Source organism: Streptomyces sp. NPDC056161 (assembly GCF_042268025.1).
Taxonomy (GTDB): domain Bacteria; phylum Actinomycetota; class Actinomycetes; order Streptomycetales; family Streptomycetaceae; genus Streptomyces.
The window spans coordinates 1-5,510 of record NZ_JBHJUV010000123.1 but is presented as its reverse complement, the minus strand read 5'-3'; the positions used below and the strand labels follow the sequence as shown (position 1 = coordinate 5,510).

At 73.4% G+C, this 5,510-nt stretch carries 3 protein-coding genes and 1 pseudogene; all 4 read right to left on the bottom strand.

The genetic code is table 11. The annotated features are described in order from the left end of the window. Positions 1-80: 80 nt before the first annotated feature. Positions 81-1,529: an alkaline phosphatase PhoX gene (locus ACFC09_RS45625; RefSeq protein WP_376539053.1), complete on the bottom strand. Its 1,449-nt coding sequence runs from the start codon at positions 1,527-1,529 to the stop codon at positions 81-83. A gap of 318 nt (positions 1,530-1,847) precedes the next feature. After that, complete coding sequence (locus tag ACFC09_RS45620) at positions 1,848-3,275, bottom strand: hypothetical protein (protein WP_376539052.1); 1,428 nt, start codon at positions 3,273-3,275, stop codon at positions 1,848-1,850. 215 nt (positions 3,276-3,490) lie between these two features. Further along, positions 3,491-4,231, bottom strand: a complete 741-nt coding sequence (locus tag ACFC09_RS45615; protein WP_376539050.1) for an SRPBCC domain-containing protein — start codon at positions 4,229-4,231, stop codon at positions 3,491-3,493. A 437-nt stretch (positions 4,232-4,668) separates the two neighbouring features. After that, positions 4,669-5,268, bottom strand: a pseudogene (locus tag ACFC09_RS45610) (ArsR/SmtB family transcription factor); the annotation flags it as partial. Between the last annotated feature and the right edge of the window lie 242 nt (positions 5,269-5,510).

The window sequence follows — 5,510 nt, the reverse complement described above, 5'->3', positions numbered from 1 at the left end:
TCCGACCGTTTTTTCCCCGGGCTGTTACCCGGGGCCGGGGCCCGCCGCCCGGACGGCGGGCCACGGGCCTCGGCCGCTGGTCAGCGCTTGGTGTGCCGCTTCCAGGGGCCGGTGATGGCGAGCATGATGCCGGGCGTCTGGATGTTGGCGTACAGGGTCTTGCCGTCGGGCGAGAAGGTCACCCCGGTGAACTCGCTGTACTCGGGCTCCTCGGTGGTCCCGATGTTCAGTTCGTTGCGGGCGATCGGGTAGGTGCGGCCGCTGTCGGTCGCGCCGAACAGGTGCTGGAGGCCCTCGCCGTCCTCGGCGATCACGAGGCCGCCGTACGGGGAGACGGTGATGTTGTCCGGTCCGTCGAAGTCGCCTTCCGCGGACGGGTCGGGGTTGACGCCGATGAGGACCTTCAGCGTCAGCGTGCGGCGCCCCGGGTCGTAGAACCAGACGGCGCCGTCGTGCTGCGCGGGGCTCTCGGCACGGGCGTAGGAGGAGACGATGTAGGTGCCGCCGTCGCCCCACCACATGCCCTCCAGCTTGCGGGCGCGGGTGACCTGGCCGGTGGTGAACTGCTTGCGGACGGAGGTGGTGCGCGCGTCGCGGTCGGGGACGTCGACCCAGTCGACGCCGTAGACCGTGCCGATCCTCGTGGCGCGGGAGAGGTCGTCGACGAACTGGCCGCCCGAGTCGAAGCACTTGAACGCCTGGAGCCTGCCCGCGTCGGCGGCGAGGGTGCGCAGTTTGCCGCGGCCGTGGTGGAAGCCCTCGGGCGGGGTCCAGCGGTACAGCAGGCCGTTCGGGTTGGACGCGTCCTCCGTCAGGTACAGGTGGCCGCGCTTGGGGTCGACGACGACGGCCTCGTGGGCGTAGCGGCCGAGCGCCTTGACCGGCTTCGGGTCACGGTTGGCCCGGCGGTCGGCGGGGTCGACCTCGAAGACGTAGCCGTGGTCCTTGGTCATGCCGTTCTGGCCGGCCTTGTCCTCGGTCTCCTCGCAGGTGAGCCAGGTGTCCCAGGGCGTGTGGCCGCCCGCGCAGTTGGTGGCGGTGCCGGCGATGCCGACCCACTCCGCCACGTCGTCGCGGCGGACCTCGACGACCGTGCAGCCACCGGAGGCGGCCGGGTCGTAGACGAGGCCGTCGGCGAGCGGGACGGGGTGCTCCCAGTCCGCGCGCGGGCCGCCCAGTTCGTGGTTGTTGACGAGGAGGGTGGCGCCGCGCGGGCCGTCGAAGGTGGCGGTGCCGTCGTGGTTGGAGGGCGTGAACTCGCCGGACTCCAGCTTGGTCCGGCCGCTGTAGGTGATGACCCGGTACGAGAAGCCGGCGGGCAGGGCGAGCAGGCCGTTCGGGTCCGGGACCAGCGGTCCGTAGCCGACCGAGCCGTGCGCGGCGCCCTGCTTCTCCTCCCCCACGCTCTCGGTGTCCGTGGCGGCCAGGGCGTTCGGGGCGGTGGCGAGGGCGACTACGCTGCCCGCCAGTGCGACACCGGCACCGGTGATCGCGGAAGTCCTGGCGAAGTCCCTGCGGGTGAGCGACATGCTGTCTCCTGTGACGGTGGGATTGCCGTGCCGGGTGACGGATCGCGGTGCGCCGAAACGCTCCCGCCCTCCCCTGAACGGCAGTTGAACACCGGGCGACTTCACCGCCCCCGCTTCCATGAATCCGTACACGCCGACCCACGGGAATCCCAAGACGTCCGGCCGTACGCTTTCCCCGCGCATGACCTTCCGGCCCCCTTCCGGCCCCCGTCCGGCCCCGACGGGCCCCGGCGGCAGGCGCGCGACGGCGCCCGGCCCGGGTCGCGGCCCATCGCCCGGGTCCGGACGGCAGGGGGCCGAGCGGCACGATCGGGGCGCTCAGCCGCCCTGCTGCGAGCGTGCCTTGAACGCGGCCTTGCGGGCCTCCTTGGCGATCTTCTTGTCCGGGTGCAGCCGGCCCATCGCCTCCAGCACGTCCGCGGTCGCCGGATGGTCCACCCGCCAGGCCGCCGCGAAGAACCCGCTGTGCTGCGCGGCGAGCCCCTCCACCAGGGCGCGCAGTTCGTCGGAGTTGCCCTCGGCGGCGAGCTGCGCGGCCACCGTGTCGACGGTGAGCCAGAACACCAGCTCCTGCGAGGGCGGCGGCACGTCGGGGATGCCCCGTTCGCTCAGCCACACCCGGGCCAGACCGCCCAGCTCGGCGTCGTCGAGGACGTCCCGCAGCGCGGGCTCGGCCTCCGGGCCGACCAGGGACAGCGCCTGCTGGCAGCGCAGCCTGCGCAGCGCCGCCCCGGCGTCGCCGCCCCGCGCCGCGGCCAGCAACTCCCGTGCGGCGGGGAGGGGTTCACGGCGGGCCAGCCACTGTTCGGTCTCGGCGTGGGCCGCCGCCTGCGGAAAGCCGGAGGTGCCGTCGAGCAGGACGTCCGCGCCCTTGTCCACGAGTTCGCCGACCGCGGGCGCCGTGTACCCGGCGTCCAGCAGCCGCGCCCGCAGCCCGTACAGGCCGAGCGGGGTGAGCCGTACCAGGCCGTAGCGGGCCACGTCGGTGTCGTCCACCGGGGTGGCCGGCTCGTCGTCGCCCTCGGCCATGAGTGCCTCGTCGACCGGCTGGTACTCCACGAGGCCGATCGGCACCAGCGCCCGGAACTGGTCGTCCAGGCGCATCATCGCGTCGGACACCTGCTCCAGCACGTCGTTGCTGGGTTCGCCCATGTCGTTGGGGACGATCATCGAGGCGGCGAGCGCGGGCAGCGGCACCGGGCCGTCGCCGGGGCCGTCCTCGCTGACGGTCAGCAGGTACAGGTTGCCGAGAACGCCGTCGAGGAAGTCGGCATCGGCCTCCGGATCCCAGTCGAGTGACGGGAAATCGACCTCGCCGCCGGCGTCGAGGGTGTCCATCAGACCGTCCAGGTCGGGCACGCTCGCCTCGGCGACGACGGTCTCCAGGGCGGTGAGCCACACCGTGAGCACGTCGTTCGGCGAGCCCGAGGTGAGCAGCGCCAGTTCCTCCCCCGCCGCCACCGTCCCGGCGTCCTCGTCGACGATCTCGACGAGGCCGGTGTCCACGGCGATCCGCCAGGACTCGCTCGCCCAGGCCGCGGCGTCGTCGCCGGTCAGCCCCAGGTGTTCGGCGGCGGCCGGCAGCTGTTCGTCGACGAGGCCGCCCCCGGCGTCCACCCGGGTCGCGGGACCGGCCCAGCGGGCGAGCCGGGCGGCCCGGGAGAGTGACGGCGTGGACAGCGCGGCACGCGCCAGCTCCGCTTCGGAGTGCAGCCGCACCGGCGGCAGGGGGGAGCTGTCTGACATCGGCTGGTTCTCCTCGCGGCCGTAACAGGACTCAGCCGCTCAGCCTAGACGGATATCCACCCATGCCGCCCGGTTCATCTCCCCACCGGGGCGTTCACTGGCCGAAACCTTGACCACTCCTGAACGGATCGGGGGCCGCCGCGCACGGAGACGGGGGTGCGCAGCCGTCCCCCCAGCCTTTGCGCGGGCCCGTCCCGACGGGGCGTACGACGTGCTCAGGACCGGCTGAAAATCCCGTCCAGCCAGCCCTGCCAGGCGGCTCCGTTCGCCTTGGCGTCGGCGTCCGGCGCGAAGTCGTGCACGGAGATGCCGACCGGCGCGCCCCAGTGGTTGCGCCCGAAGAAGCGGAGCAGGGCGGTGTCGGTGCGCAGGCCGATGAAGTACGGGTTGCGGAAGTCGACGACGGCGTCGATGAGCCGCCCCTGCGGGCCCCGTGCCCGCACGCGCGCGCCCTGCTCGGTGTCGTCGGCGAGCCCCAGTGCCGGGCCGACGGCGGTGAACGCGTCGGCGGCGCCGGACGCCTCGGGGCCGTCGAGGCTGACGAAGGCGACCGGGCGGGGCGCGAAGTGGGCCAGGTACTCGCGCAGGGTGTGCAGATAGAACTCGGTGTGCCGCCTCGCGCCGTCGTACTGGTTGTCCCAGTCGTCGACGAAGATGCCGCTGTGCACGTACCGCACCCAGGCGTGCCGGCCCTCGTCGCGCGGCTCGATGGTGTAGTCGAGCTGGTTGGCGGTCTGCTGCGAAATGCCTTCGACGTTCTCGACGCGGTTGGTGTAGCGGTGCGGCGGGTCCCACGCGGTGACGGCGGATCCGAAGGGGCCCCGGCCGCCCACCCGGGGCTCCGGCGGTTCCATCGGCCACAGGTAGCCTCCGGTGCCGCTGGTGACGGCCTGCCACACCTCCTCCGGTGTGGCGTCGACGTCGAACTCGCTGACGATCTCGAATTCCTTGGCCATGGTGGGAAAGCTCCTGATCATTGCGGGTCCGGTGCCGGGGCGGACCGCTCCCGGACCGTGGCGGGGGCCCGGACCACGGGGTGGCCCGCGACCGCGGACTGATCGCCGGCACCGGACCGCTCACGGGCGGAGGACCGGTCTTCGGCGGTGACGGAGTTGTCGGGGGTGACTGGGTGGTCAGTGGCGGCCGGGGTGTCGGGGGCGGCGGAGTCGCCGACGGTGACGCGGTCGTCGGGGGTGACACGGTCGTCGGGGATAACGGAGCCGTCGGGGGTGACACGGTCGTCGGCGATAACGGAGTCGTCGCGGGTAGTGCGGCCGTCGGGGGTGGTGCGGCCGGTGGCGTCGGAACGCCCGGCGGCCGTGCCGCGGCCATCGGCCGGTGAACCGTCGGCGAGCGCGGGCCGGTCCTCGGCCACGGACTGCTCGCGGGCCGCGGGCGGAGCCTGCACCCCGTCCTTGACCGTGGGGTGGACGGCGACGACGATCCGGTGGTCCCGGCCGCCCGCCGCACCGGGGACGTCGTACTTTCGGATGAGGGCACTCACGCCCGCCGTCAGCTCCTGGACGAAGGCCGCGCGGTCGGCGGCCGAGGCGAAGCGGACCTCGCCGTCCAGGGCATAGGTGGCCAGCCGCTTGCGGGCCCTGGCCGCGCCGGTGATCAGCGCGCCGACGTCCCGGACGAGCCGGGCACCGAGCGCCAGCAGCCAGCGGGCGGACAGCTGGTCCCGGAAGCGGTCCGGGTCCGGCTGCACCGGGGCCAGCGCCAGCGGGCTGATCACGTACGACGCCGCGGTCGCGCGCATCAGCCGCTCGGTGACATTGCCCTTGCGGCGCTCGTCCGCCAGTTCGACCAGGCCGTGCCGCTCCAGCGCCTTGAGGTGGTAGTTCACCTTCTGCCTGGGCAGCCCGACCCGGCCGGCCAGCATGGCTGCCGACGCGGGCGCGGTGGCCAGTTCGGCGAGCAGCCGGGCCCTCGTCGGGTCCAGCGACACGGCGGCGGCCTCCGGGTCCTCGATCACGGTCACATCCAGCATGCGCCCCACCCTCCCACCGAAAACTTTTTTTGTCCAGGCGAGGAAAGTTTTCGGTTCAGGCGGCGGCCGGTGACCGTGGCGGCGCGTCATGTGACAGCCGGCCACCGTGGCGGGTCACCCTCGCGGCTGGTGACCGTGGCGGCCGGGGGCTGTAGCGCTCCGCGACCGGTGCGGCCGGGGAAGGCGACGGCGACGGCGACGGCGAAAGCGACGGCCCGCGAAAGCGAAGCGACGGCCGGCCC

Coding starts and splice junctions, on each gene's coding strand:
- ACFC09_RS45620 (WP_376539052.1), bottom strand. CDS start 3,275: ATGTCAGACAGCTCCCCCCTGCCGCCGGTGCGGCTGCACTCCGAAGCG.
- ACFC09_RS45615 (WP_376539050.1), bottom strand. CDS start 4,231: ATGGCCAAGGAATTCGAGATCGTCAGCGAGTTCGACGTCGACGCCACA.
- ACFC09_RS45625 (WP_376539053.1), bottom strand. CDS start 1,529: ATGTCGCTCACCCGCAGGGACTTCGCCAGGACTTCCGCGATCACCGGT.